This window comes from Marinobacterium maritimum (assembly GCF_039523155.1).
In the GTDB taxonomy this organism is placed as follows: domain Bacteria; phylum Pseudomonadota; class Gammaproteobacteria; order Pseudomonadales; family Balneatricaceae; genus Marinobacterium; species Marinobacterium maritimum.
The window spans coordinates 650,635-675,313 of sequence record NZ_BAAAET010000002.1 but is presented as its reverse complement, the minus strand read 5'-3'; the positions used below and the strand labels follow the sequence as shown (position 1 = coordinate 675,313).

General features: G+C 57.6%; 22 protein-coding genes and 8 tRNA genes. 9 read left to right on the top strand and 21 right to left on the bottom strand.

Annotated elements, in window-relative coordinates; all coding sequences use genetic code 11:
* The first annotated feature begins 221 nt into the window (after positions 1-221).
* Positions 222-368: a hypothetical protein gene (locus ABD013_RS09490; protein ID WP_343805205.1), complete on the top strand. Its 147-nt coding sequence runs from the start codon at positions 222-224 to the stop codon at positions 366-368.
* 181 nt (positions 369-549) lie between these two features.
* Here the strand turns inward: ABD013_RS09490 and ABD013_RS09485 are convergent, their stop codons facing one another.
* From ABD013_RS09485 to ABD013_RS09465, 5 genes are all read right to left on the bottom strand, one after another.
* A complete protein-coding gene (locus ABD013_RS09485) occupies positions 550-999 on the bottom strand; it encodes a YiiD C-terminal domain-containing protein (protein ID WP_343805203.1) in 450 nt (149 codons plus the stop codon).
* A 151-nt stretch (positions 1,000-1,150) separates the two neighbouring features.
* Positions 1,151-1,708, bottom strand: coding sequence for a nitroreductase family protein (locus ABD013_RS09480; RefSeq protein WP_343805202.1), 558 nt, complete (start codon positions 1,706-1,708; stop codon positions 1,151-1,153).
* Positions 1,709-1,725: 17 nt separating this feature from the next.
* A complete protein-coding gene (gene queF / locus ABD013_RS09475) occupies positions 1,726-2,550 on the bottom strand; it encodes an NADPH-dependent 7-cyano-7-deazaguanine reductase QueF (protein ID WP_343805200.1) in 825 nt (274 codons plus the stop codon).
* Entirely contained in the window at positions 2,547-3,320 is a 774-nt protein-coding gene (locus ABD013_RS09470) for an ABC transporter permease (protein WP_343805198.1), read from the bottom strand. The genes queF and ABD013_RS09470 overlap by 4 nt, the downstream gene beginning before the upstream one ends.
* Positions 3,317-4,249: an ABC transporter ATP-binding protein gene (locus ABD013_RS09465; RefSeq protein ID WP_343805196.1), complete on the bottom strand. Its 933-nt coding sequence runs from the start codon at positions 4,247-4,249 to the stop codon at positions 3,317-3,319. Before ABD013_RS09465 ends, ABD013_RS09470 begins: the two co-directional genes overlap by 4 nt.
* A 74-nt stretch (positions 4,250-4,323) precedes the next feature.
* Here ABD013_RS09465 and ABD013_RS09460 point away from each other — a divergent pair, with 74 nt between their 5' ends.
* Positions 4,324-4,830 carry a PA2817 family protein gene (locus ABD013_RS09460; RefSeq protein WP_343805194.1) on the top strand — a complete coding sequence of 169 codons (507 nt, stop codon included), beginning with the start codon at positions 4,324-4,326 and terminating at the stop codon, positions 4,828-4,830.
* A 654-nt stretch (positions 4,831-5,484) separates the two neighbouring features.
* Here ABD013_RS09460 and ABD013_RS09455 read toward each other — a convergent pair.
* From ABD013_RS09455 to ABD013_RS09420, 8 genes are all read right to left on the bottom strand, one after another.
* A tRNA-Gly gene (locus ABD013_RS09455) sits at positions 5,485-5,560 on the bottom strand.
* A 2-nt stretch (positions 5,561-5,562) separates the two neighbouring features.
* Positions 5,563-5,638, bottom strand: a tRNA-Glu gene (locus ABD013_RS09450).
* Positions 5,639-5,660: 22 nt separating this feature from the next.
* Positions 5,661-5,736: transfer RNA gene (locus tag ABD013_RS09445), tRNA-Gly, on the bottom strand.
* 2 nt (positions 5,737-5,738) lie between these two features.
* A tRNA-Glu gene (locus tag ABD013_RS09440) sits at positions 5,739-5,814 on the bottom strand.
* Positions 5,815-5,836: 22 nt separating this feature from the next.
* A tRNA-Gly gene (locus tag ABD013_RS09435) sits at positions 5,837-5,912 on the bottom strand.
* A gap of 2 nt (positions 5,913-5,914) precedes the next feature.
* A tRNA-Glu gene (locus tag ABD013_RS09430) sits at positions 5,915-5,990 on the bottom strand.
* Between the two features lie 81 nt (positions 5,991-6,071).
* Complete coding sequence (locus ABD013_RS09425; RefSeq protein ID WP_343805192.1) at positions 6,072-8,165, bottom strand: EAL domain-containing protein; 2,094 nt, start codon at positions 8,163-8,165, stop codon at positions 6,072-6,074.
* Positions 8,166-8,271: 106 nt separating this feature from the next.
* On the bottom strand, positions 8,272-9,045 hold the full coding sequence (locus tag ABD013_RS09420) for a hypothetical protein (RefSeq protein WP_343805190.1): 774 nt from the start codon (positions 9,043-9,045) through the stop codon (positions 8,272-8,274).
* Positions 9,046-9,177: 132 nt separating this feature from the next.
* Here ABD013_RS09420 and ABD013_RS09415 point away from each other — a divergent pair.
* Positions 9,178-9,253 (top strand) — tRNA-Glu (locus tag ABD013_RS09415).
* Positions 9,254-9,255: 2 nt separating this feature from the next.
* Positions 9,256-9,331 (top strand) — tRNA-Gly (locus ABD013_RS09410).
* Positions 9,332-9,449: 118 nt separating this feature from the next.
* Here ABD013_RS09410 and ABD013_RS09405 read toward each other — a convergent pair.
* Positions 9,450-11,369, bottom strand: a complete 1,920-nt coding sequence (locus ABD013_RS09405) for a putative bifunctional diguanylate cyclase/phosphodiesterase (protein WP_343805188.1) — start codon at positions 11,367-11,369, stop codon at positions 9,450-9,452.
* Positions 11,370-11,511: 142 nt separating this feature from the next.
* Between ABD013_RS09405 and ABD013_RS09400 the strand changes: the two genes are divergently transcribed.
* The 4 genes from ABD013_RS09400 to galU are packed head-to-tail and all read left to right on the top strand — an operon-like array spanning position 11,512 to position 14,614.
* On the top strand, positions 11,512-12,411 hold the full coding sequence (locus ABD013_RS09400) for a LysR family transcriptional regulator (protein WP_343805186.1): 900 nt from the start codon (positions 11,512-11,514) through the stop codon (positions 12,409-12,411).
* 29 nt (positions 12,412-12,440) lie between these two features.
* Positions 12,441-12,614, top strand: coding sequence for an oxidoreductase-like domain-containing protein (locus ABD013_RS09395; RefSeq protein ID WP_343805184.1), 174 nt, complete (start codon positions 12,441-12,443; stop codon positions 12,612-12,614).
* A gap of 51 nt (positions 12,615-12,665) precedes the next feature.
* The gene (locus ABD013_RS09390; protein ID WP_343805182.1) at positions 12,666-13,727 is read left to right on the top strand and encodes an LPS O-antigen chain length determinant protein WzzB; all 1,062 of its coding nucleotides are present in this window, start codon (positions 12,666-12,668) and stop codon (positions 13,725-13,727) included.
* On the top strand, positions 13,724-14,614 hold the full coding sequence (galU, locus tag ABD013_RS09385; RefSeq protein ID WP_343805180.1) for a UTP--glucose-1-phosphate uridylyltransferase GalU: 891 nt from the start codon (positions 13,724-13,726) through the stop codon (positions 14,612-14,614). Before ABD013_RS09390 ends, galU begins: the two co-directional genes overlap by 4 nt.
* Positions 14,615-14,721: 107 nt before the next feature.
* Here the strand turns inward: galU and ABD013_RS09380 are convergent, their stop codons facing one another.
* The 6 genes from ABD013_RS09380 to ABD013_RS09355 form a co-directional block, all read right to left on the bottom strand.
* Positions 14,722-15,429: a hypothetical protein gene (locus tag ABD013_RS09380; RefSeq protein ID WP_343805178.1), complete on the bottom strand. Its 708-nt coding sequence runs from the start codon at positions 15,427-15,429 to the stop codon at positions 14,722-14,724.
* The gene (locus tag ABD013_RS09375) at positions 15,426-16,157 is read right to left on the bottom strand and encodes a tyrosine-protein phosphatase (protein ID WP_343805176.1); all 732 of its coding nucleotides are present in this window, start codon (positions 16,155-16,157) and stop codon (positions 15,426-15,428) included. The genes ABD013_RS09380 and ABD013_RS09375 overlap by 4 nt, the downstream gene beginning before the upstream one ends.
* Before the next feature lie 4 nt (positions 16,158-16,161).
* The gene (locus tag ABD013_RS09370; RefSeq protein WP_343805174.1) at positions 16,162-18,399 is read right to left on the bottom strand and encodes a GumC family protein; all 2,238 of its coding nucleotides are present in this window, start codon (positions 18,397-18,399) and stop codon (positions 16,162-16,164) included.
* A 2-nt stretch (positions 18,400-18,401) separates the two neighbouring features.
* The gene (locus ABD013_RS09365; protein ID WP_343805172.1) at positions 18,402-18,944 is read right to left on the bottom strand and encodes a polysaccharide biosynthesis/export family protein; all 543 of its coding nucleotides are present in this window, start codon (positions 18,942-18,944) and stop codon (positions 18,402-18,404) included.
* A 75-nt stretch (positions 18,945-19,019) separates the two neighbouring features.
* A complete protein-coding gene (locus tag ABD013_RS09360; RefSeq protein ID WP_343805170.1) occupies positions 19,020-20,189 on the bottom strand; it encodes an outer membrane beta-barrel protein in 1,170 nt (389 codons plus the stop codon).
* 78 nt (positions 20,190-20,267) lie between these two features.
* Positions 20,268-20,771 (bottom strand): hypothetical protein, encoded by a 504-nt coding sequence (locus ABD013_RS09355; RefSeq protein WP_343805168.1) that lies wholly within the window; start codon positions 20,769-20,771, stop codon positions 20,268-20,270.
* A 268-nt stretch (positions 20,772-21,039) separates the two neighbouring features.
* Between ABD013_RS09355 and ABD013_RS09350 the strand changes: the two genes are divergently transcribed.
* Complete coding sequence (locus ABD013_RS09350; RefSeq protein ID WP_343805166.1) at positions 21,040-22,566, top strand: O-antigen ligase family protein; 1,527 nt, start codon at positions 21,040-21,042, stop codon at positions 22,564-22,566.
* Between the two features lie 86 nt (positions 22,567-22,652).
* On the opposite strand, the gene ABD013_RS09345 is transcribed toward ABD013_RS09350, so the two are convergent.
* A complete protein-coding gene (locus tag ABD013_RS09345; RefSeq protein ID WP_343805164.1) occupies positions 22,653-24,599 on the bottom strand; it encodes a polysaccharide biosynthesis protein in 1,947 nt (648 codons plus the stop codon).
* Positions 24,600-24,679 lie beyond the last annotated feature (80 nt).

The following is a 24,679-nucleotide window of genomic DNA, read 5'->3' as shown; positions in this document are numbered from 1 at the left end:
AGAGACTGCTCATTCGGCCCGGTTATCAGGCTGACCATCAGCCGCAGGTGCTGGCGTTGCCCGTCGGGGTACTGAAAGCTGATCTCCTCCTGCCAGTCAAAACACGCCCTGCCGGCAAGCAACAGCCCAGGAAGTTGTGGAAGGGGTCTGGCGATGCGCCTGGAGAAGGCCTGATTAATAAGAAAAGGTTGCCCACAGGCGTCATGGATGGAGATGGGAGTATGAATGGCATCAATTACCCCTTGCCATCGGCACATCCAGTGCTGCCGCTGCTTATTTTCGACGCCATCCCGCTGAAACAGAGCATCAAGCTCCTGCGCCACCTCCTCGGTGAGCGCAACCTGCCCGGGGTTCTCTCCATTCCATGACACAGGCCTACCCTCAGCCGAGGCAGCATCCCCGACCGGTTCTGCAAGCATCTCCCAAGCCTTCATCCAACATCCCCTGTTCTCACATTATCTGTCGGCCTCAGGATACACCTTCGGCATGAAAAATAGGAAATGTTCAGGCCAATTACTGGCAAAAAGCGTAGCGCCGAATACCACCACTTCAACGCTCGATAGCAACGTAAATGCCATCCAGACGCATGCAGACCTGATCGTGGCAGACGACCTCGACTACCAGCTCCAGCTTGCCCTTGCCGCGCTCAGCCACCCGTTCCGCCAGGGTATCCGCATCGGCAATATCAGAGAGCGAGACTCGGGTGGTAAAGTCTGCCGTAACCGGCTTGAGGTACTTCAGATGGCTGTCGGCAATGACTACATCACAGTCCAGTCCACGCTCCTTCAGGCACAACGTAGTCAGACACCAGCCGGCCACTGTGGCTATGGCCGCCTGAGAGCCGCCAAACCCGGTACCCTTGTCATTGACGTTGGGCGCCAGTGGTGTAGGCACCTGCAGTGACTGGCCATCCCAGTCCAGGCGATCGATCCCCAGGTGTGCCAGCAGGGGAATCTGGGTCTTGAGCCAGCCGAGAAAGTCAGTAGTGTCAGTCGTCATGCTTGCATCCTTGTTGTAGGAGCTTGCCTCGCAAGCGATTGTCAGGGCCTGAAATCATCAGGGTTTATCTCTATCAAGGCAAGCTCCTACACCAATGGTTATCACCTTGCACAAGCTCATGTACAGGCCCCGCTCACAAGGGAAAGCTGCGTCACCCTTCCCAGTGGGTGACGAACTCATCAAGCCCAAGGCGCGGCGCTTCACGGTCACGGCAACGTTGGCCCAGATAGATGTAACCGACAATGGTCTCACCTTCAGCCAGCCCCAACCCCTGCTCAACCTGTGGGTGGTAAGCCATCTCACCGGTACGCCACATGGCCCCCAGACCCAGTGCATGGGCGGTCTGCGTAATCGAATGGGCAGCACAACCGGCGGAAATCAGCTGCTCGCTGACCGGCACCTTGGGGTGCTCGCGCGTTACCGCCACAACGGTAATCACCATCGGTGCACGCAGCGGCATATTGCAGTACTTTTCGTAGCGCGCCGGTGCCAGATCAGGGTCATCCGCCTTAGCCGCTGTGGCATAGAGCTTGCCCAGCTGTACCAACCCCTCGCCCTGGGTGACGATAAAGCGCCAGGGGCGCAGAGCGCCATGGTCCGGTGCCCGCACTGCAGCCTTGAGCATCAGCTCCAGCTGCTCAGCCGTCGGAGCCGGCCCTTCCAGGCGCGGGCAGGATACGCGATTGATCAAAGCATCAAGTGCTTCCATTGTTGTCCTCGTATTCATTACTGGCGCGACAGACGCAGGTTCTGCGGCACATCGTTGATGCTGGAACGATAGGGGTTGATGTCCAGACCGCCACGGCGCACGTAGCGTGCGTAGACGCTCAGCTTCTGCGGACGGCAACGCTGCCAGATATCCATGAAGATGTTTTCGACGCACTGCTCATGAAAATCGCCATGCTCACGATAGGAGATCAGGTAGGCCAGCAGCCCCTTATGGTCGATCTGCGCCCCCTTGTAACGGATCTGCACACTGGCCCAGTCCGGCTGACCGGTCACCGGGCAGTTGGACTTGAGCAGATGGCTGACCAGCGTTTCCTCCAACACTGGTCCAGACGCACTGAGTAACTCGGGAGCCGGTGTGTAGTGCTCTACCTGCAACGGCAGCTCATCCAGGCAGCGTCCCTTCAGCTGACTGACTTCGGCAGGCGCATTCAGCGATGTCAGAATCACCTCCACCGGAGCTCCTGCCGCGGCTGACAGGTCCTGCTGCATCCGCGACTTCACCTCTGCCTCATTGGCAAAACGGCTCAGGTTGAAAGAGTTCAGATAGAGCTTGAACGACTTGGACTCGATGATGTTGGCCGAGTTGGCCGGAATGCGAAACTCGGCGATCCGCACCACCGGCTTGCCGCCCTGATCCAGCCAGGACACCTCATAGGCGTTCCATATATCCAGACCACGGAAGGGCAAAGATGCCCGCTTGACCCCTTTCGCCTCCCAGTTCAGGTCACGGGCGATGGGGTACAGCAGTGAGGGGTCGTACTGGTTGGCATAGACGGTCTCCTGCCCCAACGGAGAGGCCTTAACCTGATGATGTTCGCTCATTCACGAATCCCCTTGCCGGTGTTGAGAAGATGCAGGGCATAGCCGCCCAGCAGCACAATAAAGCCGATGATCATGGCGAAGGCAAACCCGATATCGATATCACTGACACCCAGGATGCCATAGCGGAAGCTGTTCACCATATACAGTATAGGATTGAGCTGGGACACGCCCTGCCAGAATTCCGGCAGCAGCTGAATGCTGTAGAACACTCCGCCCAGGTAGGTCAATGGCGTCAGGATGAATGTCGGCACGATGGCAATATCATCGAAGGTCTTGGCATAGACCGCATTGATAAAGCCGGCCAATGCAAACAGAATCGCCGTCAGCAGGACCACCGTGATGGTGATGAGCAGGTGGTGGATCTGCAGGTTGGTGAAGAACAGCGACAGCAGCGTCACGATGAAGCCGACCCCCAGGCCACGGGCAGCACCGCCGATCACGTAGCCGGACAAAATCACCCAGTTGGGCACCGGCGACACCAGCAGCTCCTCGATATTGCGCTGAAACTTGGTACCAAAAAAGGACGACACCACGTTGCCATAGGAGTTGGTGATCACCGACATCATGATCAGGCCCGGCACGATGTACTCCATGTAATTGAACCCACCCATCTCGCCGATACGGGAGCCGATCAGGTTGCCGAAGATAATGAAATAGAGCGTCATAGTGATCGCCGGCGGCAGCAGGGTCTGCACCCAGATGCGGGTAAAACGGCGGATCTCCTTGACGACGATGGTGGCAAAGGCGGTCCAGAGCAACCGGGTATTCATGCACTCTCCTGTTTCAGGTTCTTGTCGACCAGCGACACAAACAATTCTTCCAGACGGTTGGCCTTGTTGCGCATGCTGGTCACTTCCAGGCCTTCTGCGGCCAGGTGCTGGAACAGCCTGTTGAGACCTGCCGACTTGGGTACATCCACCTCCAACGTATGCGCATCGCGGCAGCGGATTACGTAACCCTCCAGACCGGGCGCTTCATTCAGGTCTTCTTTCAGGTCAAGAATGAAGGTTTCCGTATCCAGCTGCTGCAACAACGCCTTGATGCTGGTGTTCTGGATGATAGTGCCGTGATCGATGATGGCGATATTGCGGCACAGGCTTTCCGCCTCTTCCAGGTAGTGCGTCGTCAGGATGATGGTGGTGCCGGCTGCATTGATCTCAGTGAGAAAGTCCCACATGGACCTGCGCAGTTCGATATCCACCCCGGCAGTCGGCTCATCGAGTATCAGCAGTTTGGGCTCGTGGATCAGCGCGCGGGCGATCATCAGTCGGCGCTTCATGCCACCGGAGAGCATGCGGGCACGTTCATTGCGCTTGTCCCAGAGGCCCAGCTTGCGCAGATAGTGCTCGGCACGCTCGGTCGCCTGCTTGCGGCCGATACCGTAGTAGCCCGCCTGAGTGACAACGATATCCAGCACCTTCTCAAAGGGGTTGAAGTTGAACTCCTGAGGCACCACACCCAGACACTGCTTGGCCTGCGTCAGGTGGGTATCGATATCATGGCCAAAAACGCTGACCTTGCCTGAACTCTTGTTGACCAGTGAGGAGACAATCCCGAGCGTGGTCGACTTGCCGGCGCCGTTGGGACCGAGCAACGCAAAGAAGTCTCCCCGCTGTACCTCAAGCGAGATCCCCTTGAGGGCCTCAAAGCCGTTGCCATAGACCTTACGCAGGTCCTGGATCGATAAAGCTGTCGTCATGTCCTGCCTTTATGCTGTATTGGAAGAAGCGGCTGGTTTCTATATTAGAAGGGACTACTAGATGCGGCCGAAACTTGAAAATTCAAGCCAAGCGCCCCATTGTACCTGTTCTGCTGCCCGGCTTCCTGCCTGGGCGGCCTGATTCCATCTGGCACACTCTGGAGCACCGCGTGACCGATTCCCATGCCTTTCATCTCAACTTGCTGAAGATCGCCTACAACAACCTGTTGCAACAGGATGCCTTCAAGGGCGAGGATGCCGACCCGGTCAACCTTGAATTTCTGGACCAGTTCAGCGAGCTGGTGGAAGGATACGAGACACACCAGCCCGACGCTTTCGATGCCGGCCAGGATCTGATGGTTCGCTTGGTACGTACATACCCGCAGTATGTTCACCTGGTCGCCCGTGATCTGTTCTGGCTGTTTGGCGGCGAATGCCTGCATTTCATGAGCGATGAGGAGATCAATCAGTTCCAGCAGCTGGACGAAGCTCTGGCTGAAGCCGAAGCCCAGCAGAGCGAAATCGACTACCTGCAACTGCGCCAAGCGGTTTTTGAGCCGGGTTCAGACACAAAGCACTAAAGGCCCGACCTGTAGGAGCTCGCTCCGCGAGCAATAAGCCGCGCAAATACCCCATCGCTTGCAAAGCAAGCTCCTACAACAAACGCCCTGCTCATAACACGATACAAAGTGACGTTCGCGACAAGCTTGCTGAAAAGGCATCCGAAGCAGAAAACGAGCCACGCTCTGGGCGGACCGGTGCTCAGGCGACCAGCGCACCAAGATGCGATACTGCAAACAGGGGTACATTCATGCGTAGAAGCTTGCCTTGCAAGCGATCCACCAGCAGATAAAACATGTTGTGCTTGAAGCAAAACAAGACCGGATCGGAGCGGCGTTCCGTCGATTGGGGTATCAGGCGCGATTTACAATCATATAAAAGAGGGATAGCCCGGACTTAGGGCAAACAACAGAAACCACATGAAGATAAATTTTGGAGCGGGAAACAAGACTCATCCGGCAGGCGTTCCTGCGGCTGGCGTTCCGGTTGCGACCTATGACGAATGAAAAGCAGGTTCGCCCAGATGAGCGGCCGCATACAAAAACACGTGAGGAGTAAGACTGGAGCGGGAAACGAGACTCAACCGGTCGGCGTTCCGATCGCGATCCCCGACATATAAAAGCGGGTTCGCCAATTTAAAATCTGAGAGCTTGGAGGAGCTTTAGAATAAATTTTGGAGCGGGAAACGAGACTCGAACTCGCGACCCCGACCTTGGCAAGGTCGTGCTCTACCAACTGAGCTATTCCCGCAATGGCATCCCGTAGGGGGTTCGAACCCCTGTTACCGCCGTGAAAGGGCGGTGTCCTAGACCACTAGACGAACGGGACACACTAAAGTGTCACAGGCATTTGGAGCGGGAAACGAGACTCGAACTCGCGACCCCGACCTTGGCAAGGTCGTGCTCTACCAACTGAGCTATTCCCGCATTGGCATCCCGTAGGGGGTTCGAACCCCTGTTACCGCCGTGAAAGGGCGGTGTCCTAGACCACTAGACGAACGGGACGCAGCCTGTTTGCAAAAACGCTTGGAGCGGGAAACGAGACTCGAACTCGCGACCCCGACCTTGGCAAGGTCGTGCTCTACCAACTGAGCTATTCCCGCAATGGCATCCCGTAGGGGGTTCGAACCCCTGTTACCGCCGTGAAAGGGCGGTGTCCTAGACCACTAGACGAACGGGACACAATCTTTAGCGCTTTCGCTTTCCTCGTTGAGGAGGCGCATATATTACGTATCCCCCTTGCCGGGATCAACCCCTGACTTTCATTTTTTTTCACTTTTTTTCCGACGCAGGCTTAACAGCCATTCATCGGCAGCTTCCGGACAGTGCAACAGGTACCCTTGCAGCAGATCACAGCCATGCTCGGCCAGGAACCTTGCCTGCTCAGGGGTCTCCACACCTTCAGCCACGACTCGCAGTTTCATCTGGCGCGCAATGGACAGGATGGAACGCACAATCGTCCTGTTATCGTCGTCATCGGGCAGGTTATCAACGAAACGCTTGTCTATCTTCAGTTCACTCAGGTGCATGCGCTTGAGGTAAGCGAGGTTGGAATAGCCTGTTCCGAAGTCATCCAGTGAAAAACGCAGCCCTCTCGCCGACAGTCGCGCCATGTTGGCCTGCACCCAAGGCTGGGTATCGATCAGCAGGCTCTCCGTGATCTCCAGCATGACGCGGTCGGCAGCAACACCGGAATCATCCAGCAGCTCCAGCACACCGTTAATCAGGGCCTCATCACGAAAAAGCTCAGTGCTGAAGTTAATCGACAAGGGAACATCAAGCCCCATCGCCTGCAGTTCGGCGGCCGCCTCCAGCGCCTTGTTGAAGACCAGCAGCGTCAACGGCTTGATCAGGCCAGATGACTCAGCCACCGGAATAAACTCTGCCGGCGAGACTGGCACACCATCAGGGCCCTTCAGCCAGCGCACCAGCACCTCTCCCGCTTTCAACTGCCTCTCAGGCGTCCATTGCGCCTGAACTGCAACACTAAGCTCGTCGCGCAGAATCGCCAGGCGCAGCCCCTCTTCAAGCACCACGCGGCGACGAGCTGCCTCATCCAGCTCGGGTTCGAAGAAGGCATAGCTGCCGGGACCATCCTGTTTGGCCCGGTTCAGCGCCAAGTCCGCCCTCCGCTGAACGGAAGTGACAGTTTCAGCCGTGCTGTCAATCCATACAACCCCCATACAAGCGGTCATCGAGATGGTTTGCCAGTCCAGCTTGAATGGCCGGGACAGCAGCTGCTGCAGCCCATCCAGCCGACGCCTCAACTCTTCCTCCTCGGCCTGATTTTCGAGCTGCCACAGCAGGCAGAACTCACTGGAGCCCAGATGCACAACCAGTTCAGCCGGATGGCACAAGGATTTCAGTAACAACCGCCCGACTGCATGGAGCAGCCTGTCGCCATGAATGTGGCCATACGCATCATTGATTCGTTTAAAGCCATCCAGGTCCATCATAATCAGAACAGTACGCCCGCCACTGGTTGCCTGAGCCATGACGGAGCTCAGCTGGCTGACCAGCTTTCTGCGATTAGGCAGTTCGGTGACCGGGTCATGGAAGGCCAAAAACTCAAGCTGCTCCTGAGCCCGTTTCTCGGCCGACACATCCTGCTCAACCGACAGAAAATGCGTAATTTCGCCGTTTGGGGCCTGCACCGGCGAGACCATTGCCCGCTTAACCTTTCGGTGCCCGTCCTTGTGACGGTTAACAAACTCCCCTCGCCAGGCATGCCCTTCGAGCAGACATGCCCAAAAAGCCCGCTTTGATTCCTCGCTACGGGGCTGCCAAGCCCGAAAACCTGGTTTGAGGCCTAGCGCTTCCTCTCTGGTGTACCCCGAGTTCGCCTCGAACCCTGAATTGACATAGGTAATGTGTCCCAGGCGATTGGTGATGATGACACTGGAAGGACTTTGATCGATTGCCTGCCGGAACAGCAACAACTCACGCTCGGTCTGCTTACGTTCGGTTACGTCCGACTGGGTACTGACAAAATGAGTAACAACCCCGGCCTCATCTCGCACCGGTGTAATATGCAGGTCCACCCAGTAGGGCCGTCCATCACGGGTATAGTTGACCAGCTCTACACGAACGGGCTCACGCCGGTGAATCGCCGCCCTCATACAAGCAATGGCCTCGGGACAGGAGTCGATACCCTGAAAGATGCGGGGGTTTTGTCCGATCAGCTCCTGCCGTGAGAAGCCGGTACGCTCAACAACGGCTTGATTGACATAGGTGATGGTGGGATCAGGGGCGGCATCGGTTACAACAACCAGGTCGGTCAGGTGATCCAGGCTGACTTGCATGAAGCGCAGCCGCTCAAGCGGATCACTCGAGATGGCACTTAATTCAGGGGGCACGGGGGCGTTCTCAGCTATACAACGGGCGACTCACGATGGAGCCCCATATTTACATACAATGGGCACGGTTATTGTAGAGACAAAGCCCTTGCGGATGAAGCTGTATTTAGCGCGGCGGTATATAGCCACCCGGCCGGAACCGGTCCTGCTTGGCAGCTTCCTCCTGTTGGCGTTTTCTTTCCTCGGCCTCACGGGCCTTGCGCTCTTCATCGACCTTCGTTTGAAGTTGATCCATGTGTGTACCCAACTCATACAGCTGGCGGTCCAACTGCTGGGTCTGATTCAGGCTCTGCAGCTTGGCACCCGCTGTACGATAACGTGGCAAAGCGGCGGCTGCTCCGCGGCCTGCTTCCACCTCCATGGCATCCATCAACTCTACATCGATACGGGTACGGGTATAGGCTTCCTTGACCTGATAGATCACCTCTGATGCCTGGATACCGGACAGCATCCCACCTGCTTTCAACTCCGAGAGAAACTGAAACAGCTCCCTCAGTAAAGCCGCTGTCCGTTCGGCATGGTTGCGGTCCGTATGTAACGTCATCGATCCGGCAGGATGCTCGACGACTGGCAGCGGCTGGCTGGCAAACTCATCCAGCTCACTGAACTTTTGCCGGTTGTCCGGGCTGTTTTCCAATTCCAGAACCCCCTTCCAGCGCTGCTGCAGATACTTCACCAACAGATCGCGAATCTCCCGGGTAATATAATGATCCGGCAAGGTATGCAGCAGATGGGTCGCCCGGCGCACCTGATCCTTAAGCAACAACAACCGCATTCGACGCTCTCGCCGCTGGTTTTCGACCGTCTGTATGACGAAGGCGATCATCGCCATCACCACCACCACCGCCACGATGATCAACCCGGTTTGCGTCGGACTCATGCCCACTCACCCATTCAGCTCATACACCAAAGACCTTGATTCTATAACAAAAAAACCACAAAAAACGCTTGACGCCATACGAAGGCGCCATTAATATTCGCACCGCTGTCGGCAAGCGACGGCAGTTGATGTGTCCCGTTCGTCTAGTGGTCTAGGACACCGCCCTTTCACGGCGGTAACAGGGGTTCGAACCCCCTACGGGATGCCATTGCGGGAATAGCTCAGTTGGTAGAGCACGACCTTGCCAAGGTCGGGGTCGCGAGTTCGAGTCTCGTTTCCCGCTCCAATCTTACTCCTCATGTGATTTCTTTTTTGCTGCCCTGATCTGGGCGAACCTGCATTATATTCATCGTGGGTCGAGACATGACTACCAGTCGGATCGAGTCTCAGGCGCAAATTCCCAATTAACCGCCCGCTCTCACCTGCCCATCCCGGTCCATCCGAGCAATGGTCAACAGAACATCCGGTGCCACCATCGGCTTTGCAATATAGAACCCTTGTGCACTGTCGGCACCGGATTGCACTAACATTTCAAGCTGGGCTTCACATTCGACACCTTCCGCAACCACATCCAGCTGCAACCCTCGCGCCATCCAGACAATTGCCTGACAAAGCGTCGCCGCATTCACGCTTTCATGGATGTCGCACACGAATTCCCTGTCGATCTTGAGTGTATCGACCGGAAAACGCTTCAGATAACCCAATGCCGAAAAGCCCGTTCCAAAATCATCGATAGCCAGGCGCACCCCAAGCTGTCGCAATTGCGACATCAAGCTGACGACCTCACTTTCCGAGTCCACATCCAGAAAAATCGACTCGGTGATTTCCAGCTCCAGCGCTCCCTCCGCCAGGCCCGAATCACTCAGCAGCTCGGCCACCTCATCGACAAACCCATGATGTCGCAATTGGCGCGGCGAGATGTTGACCGCCACCCCCAAGGGGCGCCCCAACACCTGCTGCCAACCCGCCACCTGCATCACCGCAGTCTTCAACACCCAGCGACCCAGCTCGATAATCTGGCCGCTTTCCTCGGCATGAGCGATAAACTGGTCAGGCGGCACCAATTCCCCGGAAGGCTGACGCCAACGCACCAGCGCTTCCACGGCACGAACCTGATTTGTCTGCAGATCCAGCAACGGCTGAAACCAGAGCTCAAACTGCTGCTCAATCAACGCCCGGTGTAGCGCACGCTCCATCTCCAGCGCCTGCCGTGCCTGCAGGTTCATTTCGTCCCTGAAGAAACAGCAACCGCCCCTCCTGTCGCGTGATACCTGTTGCAGCGCAGCGTCGGCGTTCCGCAGCAGCACCTCAGCACTGTCACCATCCCCAGGGTACAAACAGATACCGATAGCGGCCCCCTGACGAAGCTCCAGCCCATTCTGATGGAAAGGCTCTTCCATCTGACGCAACAGACAACGCCCCAGGTATTCAACCGCCTGCAGCCGATTCACCTCTGGCATGACAACCAGAAACTCATCAGCACCAACACGCCCCAGACTTTCCATCGGTGACAGCACCTGCTCCAGCCGACTGGCGGCCTGGCACAACAACTGGTCCCCCACGTCATGCCCGTGCGCCTGATTTACGCGGCGAAACTGGCGCAGGTTGACCAGGAATACCGCCACCCGGTGGTGATGACGCTGCGCCATGTCCAACGCCTGCTCCAGGCGGTCAAGCATGAGTTGCCGATTGGGCAGGTCAGTCAGCAGGTCGTAGTTGGAACGGTAAAAAAGCTGCGCTTCGTACTGCTTGCGCAGCGATATATCATCCTGAATTGAAAGATAGCGATCCGGCCGTCCCGACTCGTCACGCAGTACTGATATCGACGCCGCTACCCAGTAATGCTGACCACTCTTGCGCCGATTAAGCAACTCGCCATGCCACTCACCTTTCTCCTGCAGATCCCGCCAAAGTTGACCGAAGGTATCGGCATGCGTGCGCGTCGATTTGAGCATGCTGACAGGCTGCCCACGCACCTCATCCTCGGTGTAGCCTGTGACACGACAAAAGCCAGGATTGACGTAAAGGATGCGGCCTTCAAGGCTGGTAATGATGATACAGGCGGGACTCTGCTCCAGCACTGCAGACAACTGCTGCAAAGCCTGACGGTTCTGCCGCAGGGAGCATTCCTGCTCATCGGTATGTGCTATGAGGTGTTGCAGGTGATTAGCCAAAGTGCGGTAACGGCGCGGAAACTGAGCTTCATCAAGGGCTTCGGCCGAAACCGATTTTGCAGCGGCCTCCAAACGTGCCAGCGGCGCACGCCCCTGGCCGAACAACCGCCACCAGAGGGGCCGCCAATACGTATCCGGATGCTCCACCATGCTCATCCTTAAGTTGTTATTATTTTTCTACAGACTGCCACAACCGAAGGCATCGTCAAAGTGCTAACATCATTCCTTTCACCACAGCATTAGCCCCTCCAAGTAACGGGGGCAGCAACAACCCTCAAGCGGAGATCCCTGCATGCAGGTAACGCTGGAACAATGGCAGGCTTTGGTTGGCGTCGTGGAAGCGGGCGGCTACGCCAGGGCGGCTGAGCAGCTGGGCAAAAGCCAGTCCGCTATCAGCTATGCCATCCAGAAACTGGAAAGCAGTCTGTCGGTGCGTGTCTTCAAGCTGACCGGACGGCGCGCCACCCTCACCGAGGCAGGCCAGGCCCTGTACCGCCATGCGCAAAGGCTACTGGCGCAGGCAGAACAGACCGAAGAACTGGCACAACAGTTCAGTCAGGGTTACGAAGCCCAGATCAGCATCGCAATGGATGTTATCTTCCCCCGAGAGATGATGCTGGATGTGCTGGCCGAATTTGCCGAGCACCACCCCCATACCCGTATCGAGCTGCTGGAAACAGTCCTGAGCGGCAGCGATGAGGCCGTGCTCAAGCGCCAGGTTGACCTCTCCCTCAGCGGCCGTGTGCCGCCGGGGTTCCTCGGCGAAAAGCTGATGGATGTCGGCTTCATCGCCTGCGCCCATCCCGACCACCCGCTGCACCAACTGAACCGCTCACTGACACTGGAAGACCTGCGCCAGCACCGTCAGCTGGTGGTACGCGACTCAGGCAGCCGCAGCGTCGACTCCGGCTGGCTCGGTGCCGAACAGCGCTGGACGTTAAGTGACCTCGACGCTTCCGTACTGGCCGCCAGCAAAGGGATAGGCTTTGCCTGGTATCCTGAAACCCGAATCCAGCCTCAGCTCGAACAGGGAAGCCTCAAGCCATTACGACTGGGCAGCAGCACCCAGCGCAGCGTAGAGCTCTACCTGATTCTTACCGATGGAGAGCTGGCCCGCCCCGGCGTACGCAAGCTGGCCGCGATGATCCAGACAAAGTTGCATGGCCTCTCCTCGGCCCTGCCGGTAGAATAGAGTAAATTTTGTAACACCCCGACAGGATAATGATGGAAAAACCGATTCCCCCCGCCGATGGTGAATGCTGCGAAAGCGCTTGCGAACCTTGCGTATGGGACAGCTATTACGAAGAGATGCGACTCTGGCAGGAAGAGCAGAAGCGGTTGAAAGAACAGGAAAAAAACGGCCGCCAGCAGGACGATTCAGAGCCAGTTAAGTAGAATTAACTCATTCTGGAACTTTTTACATCTTGCCAACAAGGATCTTGATAGATGTCGCAGGACACCCCCACCCAATCAACCTATATTCAGAATGACGAAATTGACCTGTTCGAGCTGATTGAGAACATCTGGCAGCAGAAATGGCTGGTTGTAATCACTGCCGTTATTGCCCTGGTGCTCGGTTGCGCTTTTGCGTTTTTGACTACGCCGACGTATGAAAGCAAGGCATTCCTGCTGCCTCCTACAGAAAAAGATATTGTTGAGCTGCGACAACCTGCTGCAGGCAACACCAGCACAGCGAATACGGCGCAAGCCGTGTACGAAGCCTTTCTTCAGAACATTGACTCCAACACCGTTAAGAAATCTTTTCTGGCGCAACCGGAGGTCAGTGCTTTTTTTGATGGCGTAAGTCCGACACCCCAGGGACAGTGGCGAGCCTTCAAAGACGCGCTTAACATCACCCTGCCGTCCAAAAACAGTCCGGTTTTGAGCACTGTCGGCTTTCAGCTGAACGACCCTGAACTGGCCGCCAAGTGGACTAACGAATATATCGCGCTGGCCGCCCAGCAGACACGTGCGCAGCTGGCGACTGACTTTCAATCCGAGATCCGCGCCAATCTGAATGACCTGGAACTGCAGATCAATAACCGTCGCGCCCTGTTCAAGTCACAGCTGAATGCAGAGATACATAAGCTCGAAGAGGCACTACAGGTTGCGCGAGCCATTGGCCTGACCGATCCGCTAAAAACAGATGTCATCATAGATGACAGCGGACGCACAATGGTTGACGAAGTGAGAAAACTTTACCGCCTGGGCTCCAAAGCACTTGAAGCAGAGATCAAGGCAGTATCAGCACGCCGGGATAATGAAATTTTTATCCCGGGCCTGCTGCAACTGGAACAGCAAAAAAGCCTGTTAGAATCGGTACGTATCGACAGTCAAAAAATCCAGCCGGCCACCATCGACCTTGAAGCTCAGGCCCCGGATGCACCGATCAAACCCAAGAAAGCCCTGATTCTCGCCCTGTCCGTGGTACTGGGTGGCATGCTGGGCGTGATGATCGCCCTGGTTCGCTCCGCCATCCGTAACCGCAAGGCCAAAGCGACCGAATGAAAGGACCCCAAATGCTGAATACCGTCATTATCCCGGTGGCTGGACTTGGCACCCGTCTTCTGCCCGCCAGCAAGGCCATCCCCAAGGAGATGCTGACCGTTGTAGACAAGCCGGTTATTCAGCATGTCATTGAAGAAGCGATCGAGGCGGGATTTACCCGCCTGGTGCTGGTCACCCGCAGTGGCAAATCGGCGATCGAGGATCATTTCGATCGCAACGCCGAACTGGAACAAGTACTTGCCGGCAAAGGCAAGGATAGCCTGCTAGCGGCCGTGCGCGACATTTTGCCCCGCGGTGTACAGGTCATTTCGGTACGTCAGGATGAGGCCAAGGGCCTGGGACATGCGGTGCTCTGCGCTGCAGCACTGACCGGCGACGAGGATTTTGCGGTGATGCTGCCGGACATGCTGATCGACAATGACGCTGATCGTTCAGATTTTATGCAGATGGTCGAAGCCTACCGCAACAGTGGCAAGGGCCAGATCATGGTGGAAACGGTGCCGGAAGATCAGGTCGAACGCTACGGTATCGTTGACTGTGGCGGCGAGCGCCCGACCAGTGGCCAGAGTGCCGCGATGACGGATGTGGTGGAAAAGCCGGCACTGGCAGAAGCCCCGTCCAACCTGGCGATTGTGGGTCGTTATATCCTGCCGGCACGGATCATGGAACTGCTGAAAAGTACGCCGCGAGGCGCCGGTGACGAGATCCAGCTGACTGATGCCATCAAAACCCTGCTGCATGAAGGCGGCAAACTGGACGCCTTCACCATGGCGGGTGATCTTTATGATTGCGGCAACAAGGCGGGATTATTGATGGCCAATGTGGCACTGGGACTGAAGCACCCCGAAACCGCAGCCGACCTCAAGGCGTTCCTTAAAGCGCTGTAACCCTGTCCATCGATTCCGGTGGAAAACCTGTTGTGGGGGCCCGCTCCGCGGGCGATAAGCCTCAAACCACCTTCATCACGCACAGAGTGCGCTCCCACAACAGCCTGCTAGCGCGTACAGAGTTTGCGTTCAGCCAACAGGCGCTCATCCAGCGTCAGACACATCTGTCGATACAGACCTGCATCCCGGGCCAGCTGCACTAAAGGCCGGGTCCGGGCGGCGTCATACATCAGCGTTTTTTGCAGCGACATCCATACGGAGCGGCGCTGCTGCTGATCCAGCTGAGGCCAGGCGATCATGCCGATCTCGGCCAATTGCGCCTGCACGCTCATGCGCCAGGGGCCCAGGCGGTCGGCTTGCAGCAGGGCCTGATCAAATTCCTTATCGAACTCCAGCAAGCGCAGCTTGATATAGGCCAGCTGAGCCCAGGTATGGGGCCAGAGCGGACGTAACTGCGCAGCCTGCCGATAAGCTGTCAGTGCATCACGGCGACTCTCAATCGACTCGACATCGCCAAACGGCTTGAACACGCCCTGCCATTCGTTGACACGCCCCAGACGATCCAGATACTCGCCGTTATCAATGGGCAGCAGACTATTCGACCGGTTAGCCGCCTCGAATGCCACCTGCCAGGCCCGCTCAGAGGGCGCTGTACGCTTCTGCTCCCAGTCTTGCAGGAACATTTCCCCCTGCACGGACGCAATGCCCGCCAACAGTTGCCCCCCCGCCAGATAAAGTAACGGCAACGCCAGCAGCAGCAACGCAATACAAAACGGCCTGCGCCAGACCAGATCCTCGGTGGTATACCGGCTCAACCGAAATGCCCTCCTGCAATCGCCCAGGGACGTGAGGTCACCAACGCCGCGGCCTCCCTGTCACCGATAAGCTGCGCGGCCACCTGAACCGCCTCACGCAGCTGAGGGGGGCGGTGGCTGCTGTTGTGTGCATCCGACGCCAAAATAGTGACCTTGCCTTCCTGCAGCAGCTCATGTGCCACCGATCGAGCCTGCTCGCCAAAGCGGCCCGCGACCGAACCAGCAGTCACCTGCAGCAGACATCCCTGATCCAGGAACGGTTTCAACTTCACCCGGGACTTCATGATCGCCTTGTTCCGCTCCGGGTGGGCGATCATCGGCCGAACCTTGCGGTCGATCATCCAGCGGGTCAGCTTCTCGGCGCCGAACGGCACTTCCCCGTGTGGAAACTCCAGCAGCAGCACCCTGTCGCCCTGCCACTCGCCCAGGAAAGGCACCGTCCCCAGGGCGATGCCCTCCATCAATTCCAGCCCAAAGCGCACTTCAGCCGCCGAGGACACGCTCAGCGCAATCCCCTTGTCGTCCAGCGCCTGACGAAAGGCCGCCAGTGCCGGCGCAATCGTATCCGGGGTGTTATCAAAGCGACCCGGATGGATATGCGGAGTGCAGACGAGATGCGAGATCCCGTCCGCCACCGCCATCCGCGCCAGCTCGACCGACGTATCCACATCCTCGGCGCCATCATCAATACCGGGCAACAGATGGTTGTGAAGATCAATCATGCCCATGGCATCATGCCTCCTGCGAACCACTGTAACCGTAGTAGTCGTAGTAGCCACCGTAGCTGTAGCCGTGCTTCTTCGCCTTCTTGATATCAACCTGGTTCAGCACCACACCGGTCACCGGCGCGTTATTCTGCAGCAACTGCCCCACACCACGCTTGGCCAACGGAGTAGCGGTCGATTCCGACTTGATCACATAAATCAGCGCGTTGGCGTGGGTCGACAGTACCAGCGCATCGCTTACCGCCTGGGTCGGCGGAGAATCGATCACGATACGGTCAAACATGCTCTGCAGCACTTGCAGGGCCTTGGCAAAACGAGGAGAGGACAGCAGCTCCAGCGGGTTGGGCGGCACCGTACCGGCAGTTATCACGCTGATGCCGTCATCCAGCTCCTGGATCACATCTTCAAGCCGCGCAGTACCGGCCACCAGATTCGCCAGCCCCGGAGTTCCGACCGGGAAGCCAAAGCTCTTGGCCACGGTAGGACGACGCATGTCCGCATCGATCAGCAGCACCTTCTCCATCTGCCCCAGTGCATACGCCAGGTTCATCGATACCGAGCTCTTGCCCTCTCCCGGTACAGACGAGGTCACAACAATGGTCTTGTGCGGGTTATCCAGCCCCGACAGCACCACACCGGTACGGATGGTACGAATCGATTCGGTGAAGGCCTTGTTGTCGTTGTCGACAAACATGCGCGCCATATCCGAGCGCTCCTTGCCCTTGAGCAACGGCAGAATGCCTAGCACCGGCAGACTCAGCTTGTTCTCGACATCTTCAGTGCTCTTGAAGGTGTTGTTGAGGAACTCAAGCAGCAGCACCATGGCAACCCCGGCCATCATCGACAGAATGCCGGCCAGCACCACGATCAGACTCTTCTTGGGCTTAACCGGAGTATCCGGCACCACCGCAGGGTCGACGATCCGGGCATTCACGGCCTCGAAGTCAGATGTGGCCGACGTCTCTTTCAAGCGGGTCATGAAGGTGTCATACAGCGAGCGGTTGGTATCAACCTCACGCTGCAGCTCGCGCAGCTTGAACTCCTTGCGCTTGATATCCTGAATCTGTTCCTTGTTTTGATTGAACGAGGTTTGCAGCGAGCGCTCATTGGCGGTCGCCAGCTGGTATTCACGCTCGATGGACGCCACCACTTGCTCGACCTGCGAACGCAGGTTGGCAGTCGCCGCATTCAGCTCGGACTGGGCGGCAATCATTTTCGGATGCTTGGGGCCGTAACGGCGGGACAGCTCCTGCACCTTGGCACGGGCACGCCCCTCTTCCGCCTTGAACTGCTGTACCAGCTGATTGCTCAACACCGCCGGCACCGATGCCAGCCGCTGCCAGCCACTGCTGCGCATGGCTGCTACCTGGCGGTACTGGCTTTCAGCCTCGGCTCGGCTGCGGCGAGCATCGATCAGACGATCACCGGTCTGCGACAGTTCCCCGCCGGCCACCGTAGTCACACCCGCAAGGTCCACCAGGTTTTCAGCCTCACGGAACTCCTGCAAACGACGCTCGGACTCCTTCAGCTTTTCCTTCAGCCCGCTCAGGCGCTCGTTCATCCAGTTGGTCGCCGTCTGCGTCATGTTCAACTTGGCTTCCAGCTGGCTTTCGATATAGGCGTTCGCCAGCGCATTCGCCGCACGGGCCGCCAGCCGGGGATCCGCCATTTCGACCTGAACCTTAACCAGCTGGGTTTTCATCACCGGAGAGATGGTGGTGCGCTGCATGAACGCCTTGACCACATGATCGAAAATGCGCGCTTCGCTCAGCGCCTCACTTTCCTCAAGATCATCCGGTGTGGTGATCGGCAGCCAGTCACGAATGTTAAAGCTGCCCAACAGGGCGCTCAGATTGATCAGCGGCTCGGGCTGCTGGCGCGGGTCCAGTTCAGGGTGCACGGTCAGGTTCAGCTCGCGCACTACACGCTCGGCCAGTTCGCGAGACTTGAGCAGTTCGAACTGGGTCTGCAGATATTCGCTGCTGCCGCCTTCAAGGCCATACATATCCTCGATGGAGACCACCTTGGCACTTTTCTGCTCGATCAGCATGGTCGAGGCCGCACGGTAGATCGGCGTCAGGCTCAGCACCACCAGTGTCGTCAGCATCATCACCACAAGGGTCAGCGTGATGATGCTCCATTTGCGTCGCCAGATGGTATGCCACAACTGCAACAGATCAATTTCATCGTCAGCCAGACGCTGCGCCAGAGATGCCCCTTCCGGCCGGGTATTGGTTGTGTCCATAATCAGAAGAAGCTCTGCTCAATAGTGATGATGTCGCCCGGCATGACCGGTGTATCCAGAGAGGCACCAAAGGTGCGCTTGTCCGCTCCGGTTTCGCGGATGATCGACATCTTGCTGGAAGAAGCGCGCTCGGTGAAACCGCCTGCTAACGCCACTGCCTTGCGCAGGGTCAAGCCGGGCTTGAACGGATAGCCACCGGGGTTTTTCACCTCACCGTTAACGAAGAAATCACGGTATTCCAGGATCGATACCGATACCTTGGGGTCGATCAGGTAATCGCCTTTCAGGCCTCTGATAATGATCGCTTCAATCTCGGCAACGGTCTTGCCCAGAGCTCGCACTTCGCCCAGAAACGGATAGGAAAACGTCCCTGCATCGGTCATCCGCAACTGTTCAAAACTCAGGTCCTCTTCGCCAAACACGTTAATACTGATGACGTCACCCGAGCCAAGCTTATACTGGCTGTCCCCTGCCGCCTGGGCGGCTGACATTCCAAGCACCATACCCATCAACAGCAGTACGACCGCTAGTGTTCGCTGTAGCATCTCTCTTCTGCCTCGTTATAAAACTGTCACAAAAAAGGGGAGACTCCGCTCCCCTTTTTACACAGCGGGGCCGGTTTACAGCCCCATAGTCAGCTTGACCTGGTAGACGTTGTTGTCATAGCGCTCGCTGGCAACATTTGAATCAACGTCCTTGTACTTGTAGCCCACACCAACGGTGGCCCAACGACGCAGGTCGTAGTTAAGGCCGATGGCGAACTCGCTGGTTTCGTCTTCACGATCGGTCTCGTACTGCTCGTCAGTGAAGGCATAGTTGACATCACTGGAGAGGTAGGAGCTCCACTCGTGATTCCAGTTCAGGCTGGTGCGTGTGGTTTCGATGTAATCTTCACCATCGGCACCGTCAGAGCCTTCATCCAGACCGCGACGGGTATTGAGCGTAAAGGCGGAGTAGCTGCGCGGCTTCCAGGTCACGCCCACTTCCCACATGCTGTTGTCGGCATCTTCACGAGCCGCGCTGTCGAAGTCTTTTTTCTCGTAACCGACTTTGGCGGTACCGCTGGTCTTGGCCGTGGCATCCCAGGTCACACCCAACAGATACGCCATCGCATCGCTGTTCAGAGTGGAAGAGGCCAGCTTGTAGTCGTAATCGTTATAGCGGATCTCGGCCAGCGCGCGGGTCTTGGGCGCCAGACGATAGTATGCGGTGGCGCCCAGGCTCAGGGTGTCACGCTCCATATCAGCGTTGATGCCACCCTTGTTGTCGTAGCGCTTCCATTCCTGGTTGGCACCCAGCTCAAACTGCATGGTGGCCGACTCGGCACCGTAGCCGTAAACACCACCAATATTGTAGGTGTGGTACTTGTCGTTGGTGCCTTCAACTTCAGTGTCAGCCACATCTTCCATCTTGTCGTAACCGACATTCAGGTCCAGGCGGCTACGGGCCGAAAACTCCATGTGCGCATCCGCATCCAGGTGATGATCGGTGTTGTTGTCATCCTGGCTGGAATGGAAAATTTCGCTGTTGAAGGAATAGGTCAGCTTGTAGATGTTCAGACGGTCCTGCGCCGCCAGCTCGAACGTCGGCTTGATCGTTGTGATCCAGCTGGATTCCTCGTTACCCCCGGTCTCACGGAAGTTGTCGTCGTAACGCTCGGACAGCTCCAGTGTCGGGGTGAAATTCATGGCGCCGAGCTTCATGGAGGCCGCATCGATCGCCAGGGCCGAGCCACTGCCGGCCAGCATCACGGCAGCCGCCAAGGTATTCAGGGTAAATGTTTTACGCATGCAAAAAAGCCTGTTGCAAAATGGGGGTCTACCCATGCCAGCACTGTTGGTATGGGGCCACTCAGTAATCGTCAACACTTATTCGCTGACACCACCACCGCTACCGCCAGAAGAAGACGGAATGCTACCGGTCGCTACCGTGGTTGTCTCTTTGGTAGTCGTGTTGGTGTTAGTGTTGGTCGTAGTGGTCTGAGTCGCTGCCGCAACCGCTGTGGCTACGCTGCTCTCGATCTGGGCTGACTGAGCCGGAGCCGCGGTCATGGCCGCTGTCTTGATGGATTCTGCCTGGGCCGGAGCTGCCTTAACCGCTGCCGCCGCAATAGCTGCAGCCTGAGCCGGAGCTGCCTGTGCGGCTGCCTGGACGGTCGCCTGTACCGCTGCGGCGTCATCGCCCAAAGCGCTAACAACCGCAGCAATGGCTTCAGCCAGGTCTTCACCTTCTGCCGCCTTGACCTTGTCTGCCAGCTCGGTGCTCAGCTTAATGCCGGCATTCTGCAGCGCCTGCAGGGTTGCATCGTCGGCCATTGCCTGGCCGGACATCAGAGCCGCCGCCAGAGAGATTGAAACCAGTGTCTTGCGCATGATTACGTCCTCAATATTGTTGTATTCCAGAGCGCGCGGGAGTGCCCAGGCTCAGTCAAAAAAAATGTACCGTGCCTTAACGGCACTATCACCGACCGAGCATTCTATTGCCTAAATTTTTCGATTGCCACCATTAGACGACAGTAGAACTGCTCAGGCGCATAAAAGCGCCAAAAAAATACCACCCTCGACTGTCTTTCACCGATGCAATATGGATAATTGCTGCGCATTCATCCATTTACATGTCGCCCAAGGAACCGAGCCAAGCATGTCCCAGCACCGATCCCCCCTGGAATCTGCCCTGATTGTTATGACTCTGGGCCTGCTGGTCTGGCTCCCCCTGCCCAAAGGCAGCTATGCCCACTGGTCAGGTTCCCTGTTCAGTCTCATTACAGCAACACTCACTCTGCTCTGGGCCTGGCAGCAGCTGAACAAAAACAGCAGCCATAACCGTGCGCTGGGCGTCGCCCGTACGCCCTTTCTGCTGCTGTTGGGCGCCCAGCTTTGGGTGCTGCTGCAGTTACTGTTTGGCATCACGACCGACCAGGGTGAAACGCTCTACTACCTTACGCTCGGTCTGGGCTACAGCTTTCTGTTCATTCTGGTGATTGGTCTGTTCTATACCCGCAGCCGACTGACCCTGCTGCTCAGTACACTGGTAGTCAGCGCCACTTTCCAGGCTTTCTATGGCACCTTCATGACACTGTCGGGAGTTGAGTGGCTGCTGTTTGAACCCAAAGCTGGTGGACAAGGGGTGGTGTCCGGCACCTACTTCAACCGCAACCATCTGGCGGGCTACCTGGTGATGAGCCTCGGCTGCGGCATTGGCCTGCTGATGGCCCTGCGTGACGGTGCTCCCTTCCGCTGGCACAGCCTGCTGGAGATGATGATGGGGCCCAAGGCTCGCTTGCGCCTGGCACTGGTGATCATGGTGATTGCGCTGGTGATGACCCGCTCACGCATGGGCAATACCGCCTTCTTTGCCTCCCTGCTGATCATTGGCGGCCTGTTCGTGCTGCTGAACCGGGAACACCGACTGCGCAACAGCCTGATTCTGGCCAGCCTGATCCTGATCGACGTGCTGGTGATCAGTCAGTTCTTCGGCCTGGACAAGCTCAAGGACCGACTGGTTGGCACCCGCTTCCAGGATGAAGTAGTCGTCACGGAGCTGACCGAGTCGGCAAGAGAGGAAATTCAGCGCGAGGAGCCGTCGTCACAGACAACGGAGACGGCCAAGAACAGCACGGTTGCCGACAGCGGATCGACGCAATCCGCGGTAGTGGAAGAAACTCCAGTGGTGATCGAACGGCTGACACTGAGCCAGGAAGCCGAAGCGCGCTATCAGGTAGAGGTGGTTGAACGTAAAAACGTTATCCGTACCGATGTTTTTGGTTACGTGTGGCAGCAATTCACCGATCGCCCCCTGGTTGGCTTCGGGGCCGGCAGCTTCGGCGCCAGCTTCCAGCCATACGCCGGTGAGGATATCCGCGGCTTCTTCAATAACGCCCATAACGACTACCTGCAGTTTGCCGTTGAATATGGGTTGATAGGCTTCACCGCCCTTGGCGCCTTTGTCCTGATCTGCCTCTACCACGCGCTGAAGGCACTCTGGCACCGCCAGTCCTGGTATCGCAGCGGAGTCGGCTTCGGCGCCGCCATGGGGATTCTGGGCATCCTGATCCACTCGGCCACCGACTTCAACCTGCAGATACCGGCCAATGCGGCGACCTTCGTGACGCTATGTGCCATCGGGATTCTGGCCAACCAGCATCGTAAAACTCGCCGACGCAATTAGCACTCGGCTGTCAGTAGTGTATTCGGCCGCGGAGCGGCCTCCCACACGCAGAACGGACGCCCCTATGCATCTGTAGAAAAGCCCTATCAGTGCACCAGGTTGCCAGCGGGCACTTCCGCTTTCAGCAACAGGTCCATATTGGGCGAAGAGGGTGTAAAGCCTGACACGGCCTGCTGCAATAGCTTGCGGGCCTGGTGGCTGTCATCCTGCGCCATTGCATCGCTCATCTGGACCAGCAGCGCCTGCAGCTGATCGGCCGGAAGAAGCTCTTCATGGGCACGCATGATCTTGGGATGTTCCGTACCGATCACGTCGGCCCCGATCAACAGCTCCTCGTACAGCTTTTCGCCGGGGCGCAGCCCCGAGAACTCGATCGCGATATCGCCATCCGGGTGCTGCTCGGTACGTACCTCATAGCCCATCAACTGAATCATGCGGCGGGCCAGGTCGACAATCTTGACCGGCTCTCCCATATCGAGCACGAAAACATCACCGCCCTTGGCCATGGAACCGGCCTGGATCACCAGTGACGCGGCCTCCGGGATCGTCATGAAGAAACGGGTAATATCGGGGTGGGTCACCGTTACCGGACCACCGGCTTCGATCTGGCGACGGAACAGCGGTACCACAGAGCCGGACGAGCCCAGTACGTTACCGAAACGCACCATGGAAAATACGGTCTTGCTGTCGCGCTCAGCCAGTCCCTGCAGCACCAGCTCCGCCAGCCGCTTGGTCGCCCCCATCACATTGGTGGGACGAACCGCCTTGTCGGTGGAGATCAGCACAAACCGCTCCACCCCGGCCGCCAGCGCCGCTTCCGCCATGACCCGCGTGCCCAGTGCATTGTTGCGCACGCCTTCAAACACATTGTGCTCCACCATCGGCACATGCTTGTAGGCGGCCGCATGGTAGATGGTCTGCACCCCGAAGCGATCGATGATACGGGCGACCCGCTCTGCATCCAGTACCGACCCCAGCAGCGCATAGACGGGCACGTTGAGACCTTCCGCCTTAGCAGCCTTGCTCAGTTCCTGCTCAATGGAATACAGCGCGAACTCGCTCAGCTCGTAAAGAACCAGCGCTTTGGGCTGGTTGCGCAGCACCTGACGGCAGATCTCGGAGCCGATGGAGCCACCCGCACCGCTGACCAGTACCACCTTGTCTTCAATGCTGGATGCCAGCAACGACTCGACCGGCGGCACCGGCTCACGCCCCAACAGGTCTTCCGGGTCGACCTCGCGCAGGGTTGCCAGCGCTTCGCCCGATACCAGTTCGGGCATGGACGGTATCGTCTTCACATGCACCGAATGATCAGCCAGCCGCTCAAGAATGCGACGACGTTCTGATCGCGAAGCCGATGGCAGCGCCAACAGCACGTGCGTCACTCCCAGGGACTGGATCAGCTGCCCGATTGAGGTTGGATCGTACACCGGCATGCCGGAAACCGTTGTTTTCCACAAGGCTGGATCGTCATCCAGAAAACCGACGGCGACATACTCGCCCCCCCCTGCCAGGGCCGTGGACAGCTGCACACCGGAGCCACCCGCCCCGTAGATTAGCACCGGCTCCTTCTTTACATAATGGCCGATCAGCCAGTGGTAATAATTGCGCACCAGCAAGCGACTGCCGCCCACATACACCAGAGCCGCCAGCGCAAAATTGACCGGCACCGAGCGCGGAAATTTGTCGATATTGAAGAAGAAGGCCGATGCCCACATCAGCACCGCCAGAATAACCACCCCTTTGAATACCGCCAGGATCGCCTGGGCGCCCATAAAGCGCACCACGGCTCGATACAGCCCGAGCTTCATGAACACCAGCAGCCCGACTACTGGCGTGGCGATAAACAGCCACCAGGCCTCAACCATATACGCCGACGGCCACCACTCAGACAGCCGCAGGGCATAACCCGACCAGAGCGCTACCGGCAAGGCGATAAAATCCGCCAGTACCATCAAGGCTTTTTTGTAGTTACGCCCCAGGGTCAGAATGCGATAGTGAAGCGAGCGCGAAGATACGCCGGTTGAGTCCATATCAAACAAGTCCATTCAATCGTTACAGCAATAAAGCGATTATATCCTGATTCGCGCTCGGAGAGCGCTCCCACAGAATC

Excerpts from the sequence above, each read along its gene's own strand:
- galU (WP_343805180.1), top strand. The coding sequence starts at position 13,724 with ATGAAAGGACCCCAAATGCTGAATACCGTCATTATCCCGGTGGCTGGA.
- ABD013_RS09365 (WP_343805172.1), bottom strand. The coding sequence starts at position 18,944 with ATGCTACAGCGAACACTAGCGGTCGTACTGCTGTTGATGGGTATGGTG.
- ABD013_RS09390 (WP_343805182.1), top strand. The coding sequence starts at position 12,666 with ATGTCGCAGGACACCCCCACCCAATCAACCTATATTCAGAATGACGAA.
- ABD013_RS09375 (WP_343805176.1), bottom strand. The coding sequence starts at position 16,157 with ATGGGCATGATTGATCTTCACAACCATCTGTTGCCCGGTATTGATGAT.
- ABD013_RS09370 (WP_343805174.1), bottom strand. The coding sequence starts at position 18,399 with ATGGACACAACCAATACCCGGCCGGAAGGGGCATCTCTGGCGCAGCGT.
- ABD013_RS09360 (WP_343805170.1), bottom strand. The coding sequence starts at position 20,189 with ATGCGTAAAACATTTACCCTGAATACCTTGGCGGCTGCCGTGATGCTG.
- ABD013_RS09465 (WP_343805196.1), bottom strand. The coding sequence starts at position 4,249 with ATGACGACAGCTTTATCGATCCAGGACCTGCGTAAGGTCTATGGCAAC.
- ABD013_RS09490 (WP_343805205.1), top strand. The coding sequence starts at position 222 with ATGAATGGCATCAATTACCCCTTGCCATCGGCACATCCAGTGCTGCCG.
- ABD013_RS09395 (WP_343805184.1), top strand. The coding sequence starts at position 12,441 with ATGATGGAAAAACCGATTCCCCCCGCCGATGGTGAATGCTGCGAAAGC.
- ABD013_RS09420 (WP_343805190.1), bottom strand. The coding sequence starts at position 9,045 with ATGAGTCCGACGCAAACCGGGTTGATCATCGTGGCGGTGGTGGTGGTG.
- ABD013_RS09485 (WP_343805203.1), bottom strand. The coding sequence starts at position 999 with ATGACGACTGACACTACTGACTTTCTCGGCTGGCTCAAGACCCAGATT.
- ABD013_RS09355 (WP_343805168.1), bottom strand. The coding sequence starts at position 20,771 with ATGCGCAAGACACTGGTTTCAATCTCTCTGGCGGCGGCTCTGATGTCC.
- ABD013_RS09470 (WP_343805198.1), bottom strand. The coding sequence starts at position 3,320 with ATGAATACCCGGTTGCTCTGGACCGCCTTTGCCACCATCGTCGTCAAG.
- ABD013_RS09345 (WP_343805164.1), bottom strand. The coding sequence starts at position 24,599 with ATGGACTCAACCGGCGTATCTTCGCGCTCGCTTCACTATCGCATTCTG.
- ABD013_RS09405 (WP_343805188.1), bottom strand. The coding sequence starts at position 11,369 with ATGGTGGAGCATCCGGATACGTATTGGCGGCCCCTCTGGTGGCGGTTG.
- ABD013_RS09480 (WP_343805202.1), bottom strand. The coding sequence starts at position 1,708 with ATGGAAGCACTTGATGCTTTGATCAATCGCGTATCCTGCCCGCGCCTG.
- ABD013_RS09400 (WP_343805186.1), top strand. The coding sequence starts at position 11,512 with ATGCAGGTAACGCTGGAACAATGGCAGGCTTTGGTTGGCGTCGTGGAA.
- ABD013_RS09350 (WP_343805166.1), top strand. The coding sequence starts at position 21,040 with ATGTCCCAGCACCGATCCCCCCTGGAATCTGCCCTGATTGTTATGACT.
- queF (WP_343805200.1), bottom strand. The coding sequence starts at position 2,550 with ATGAGCGAACATCATCAGGTTAAGGCCTCTCCGTTGGGGCAGGAGACC.